Origin of the sequence: Streptococcus sp. SR1, from assembly GCF_000526075.1 — a bacterium.
In the GTDB taxonomy this organism is placed as follows: domain Bacteria; phylum Bacillota; class Bacilli; order Lactobacillales; family Streptococcaceae; genus Streptococcus; species Streptococcus halitosis.
This window is the reverse complement of record NZ_JATR01000016.1, coordinates 1-1,871: the sequence shown is the minus strand read 5'-3', so window position 1 is coordinate 1,871 and position 1,871 is coordinate 1. Positions and strand designations below refer to the sequence as shown.

The window sequence follows — 1,871 nt, the reverse complement described above, 5'->3', positions numbered from 1 at the left end:
AAGCTAAATTAGCAGCTTACCAGACAGAACTAGCTCGCGTTCAGAAAGCAAATGCTGAAGCTAAAGAGGCATATGATAAAGCAGTAAAAGAAAATACTGCAAAAAATACAGCCATTCAAGCTGAAAATGAAGCGATTAAGCAACGTAACGCTGCTGCAAAATCGACTTATGAAGCTGCGATGAAGAAATACGAAGCAGATTTGGCGGAAGTTAAACAAGCGAATGCAGCTAACGAAACAGACTACCAAACTAAGCTAGCAGCTTATCAGACAGAACTAGCTCGCGTTCAAAAAGCAAATGCCGATGCAAAAGCAGCCTATGAAAAGGCTGTTGAAGACAATAAGGCAAAAAATGCAGCGATTAAAGCTGAGAATGAAGAAATCAAGCAACGCAACGCACAAGCTAAGGCTAACTATGAAGCTAAGCTATTAAAGTATCAGTCAGACCTTGCTAAATATCAAAAAGATTTAGCAGATTATCCAAGAAAATTGCAAGAGTATAAAGACGAACAAGCTGCTATAGCGGCTGCCCTTGCAAAACTTGAAAATCATAAAAACGAAGATGGTAACTTGACAGAGCCGTCTGCTCAAAGCTTAGTGTATGATTCAGAGCCAAATGCACAGTTATCATTGACAACAAATGGAAAAATGCTGAAAGCTTCTGCAGTTGATGAGGCCTTTAGTCATGATACAGCTCAATATTCTAAAAAGATTCTTCAGCCTGATAACCTTAATGTTAGTTACCTTCAACAAGCCGATGATGTGACTTCTTCCATGGAACTTTACGGCAATTTCGGGGCTAAGGCTGGTTGGACAACCACTGTCGGCAATAACACAGAGGTAAAATTTGCATCTGTCCTCTTGAAACGCGGTCAAAGCGTGACAGCTACCTATACAAATCTTGAAAAATCTTACTATAATGGTAAAAAGATTTCTAAGGTCGTCTTCAAGTATACACTTGATTCCGATTCAAAATTCAAAAATGTTGACAAGGCTTGGTTAGGTGTCTTTACCGATCCAACTCTAGGTGTCTTTGCTTCAGCCTATACTGGTGTAGCTGAAAAGGACACATCCATCTTTATTAAAAATGAATTCACCTTCTATGATGAAAATGATCAGCCAATTAATTTTGATAACGCCCTTCTTTCTGTAGCCTCACTTAACCGTGAGCACAACTCCATTGAAATGGCCAAGGATTATAGTGGTAAGTTTGTCAAAATCTCTGGCTCATCTATCGGTGAAAAGAATGGCATGATTTATGCTACTAAAACCTTGAACTTTAAACAAGGCGAAGGTGGATCTCGTTGGACCATGTATAAAAATAGTCAACCTGGTTCAGGTTGGGATTCATCAGATGCACCTAACTCTTGGTATGGAGCTGGTGCCATCCGTATGTCTGGTCCAAACAATAGCATAACAGTAGGGGCTATCTCTGCTACTCTAGTAATGCCTGAATCTGAAATGCCAGTTGTTTCTGGAAAAGATAATACCGAAGGTAAAAGACCAAACATTTGGTACTCACTCAATGGTAAGATTCGTGCGGTTAACGTTCCGAAAATTACTAAGGAAAAACCAACTCCACCAGTAGCGCCAACTGAACCACAAGCTCCTACTTATGAAGTGGAAAAACCATTGGAGCCAGCACCGGTAGCACCGACATATGAAAATGAGCCAACTCCACCAGTTAAGACTCCGGATCAACCAGAGCCATCAAAACCAGAAGAGCCAAAATATGAGACGGAGAAGCCATTGGAGCCAGCACCAGTAGCACCAAGCTACGAAAATGAGCCAACACCACCGGTAAAAACTCCAGATCAACCAGAGCCATCAAAACCAGAAGAGCCAAATTATGATCCATTGCCAACTCCGCCG

1 protein-coding gene is annotated in these 1,871 nt (G+C 41.1%); it reads left to right on the top strand.

The features are described 5' to 3' along the window. Positions 1–1,871: GbpC/Spa domain-containing protein (locus HMPREF1518_RS05905; protein WP_033584836.1), on the top strand; the 1,871-nt coding region annotated here is incomplete at both ends.